The organism is Lonepinella sp. BR2271, from assembly GCF_051851515.1.
Classification (GTDB): domain Bacteria; phylum Pseudomonadota; class Gammaproteobacteria; order Enterobacterales; family Pasteurellaceae; genus Lonepinella.
Genome location: NZ_JBPDVF010000028.1, coordinates 1 through 622, shown reverse-complemented (window position 1 = coordinate 622; position 622 = coordinate 1). Strand labels below are relative to the sequence as shown.

Genomic DNA, 622 nt, shown 5'->3' with positions numbered 1-622 from the left:
AAAACATTTGAGGTTGTATAGTTAAGTGACTAAGCGTACACGGTGGATGCCTAGGCAATCAGAGGCGAAGAAGGACGTGCTAATCTGCGAAAAGTTTGGATGAGTCGATAAGAGGCGTTTAATCCAAAATATCCGAATGGGGAAACCCAGTAGATGAAGAATCTACTATCGTTATTTGAATACATAGAATAACGAGGCAAACCGGGAGAACTGAAACATCTAAGTACCCCGAGGAAAAGAAATCAACCGAGATTCTGTGAGTAGCGGCGAGCGAAAGCGGAGGAGCCGTTAGTGATAGTCAGTGAATTAGAAGAATAGACTGGGAAGTCTAGCGACACAGGGTGATAGCCCCGTATTCAAAAATTCACTGGTGGTACTAAGCTAACAAGAAGTAGGGCGGAACACGAGAAATTCTGTCTGAAGATAGGGGGACCATCCTCTAAGGCTAAATACTCCTGATTGACCGATAGTGAACCAGTACTGTGAAGGAAAGGCGAAAAGAACCCCAGCGAGGGGAGTGAAATAGAACCTGAAACCGTGTACGTACAAGCAGTGGGAGCTCCGTCACTTAATGATTTTCAATCATTAAGTGACTACGCAGGTGACAGGCTATAGGAATAAG

At 44.7% G+C, this 622-nt stretch carries 1 rRNA gene; it reads left to right on the top strand.

The features are described from left to right. Nucleotides 1-19: 19 nt before the first annotated feature. A 23S ribosomal RNA gene (locus ACTG7X_RS11045) occupies nt 20-622 on the top strand; the annotation flags it as partial.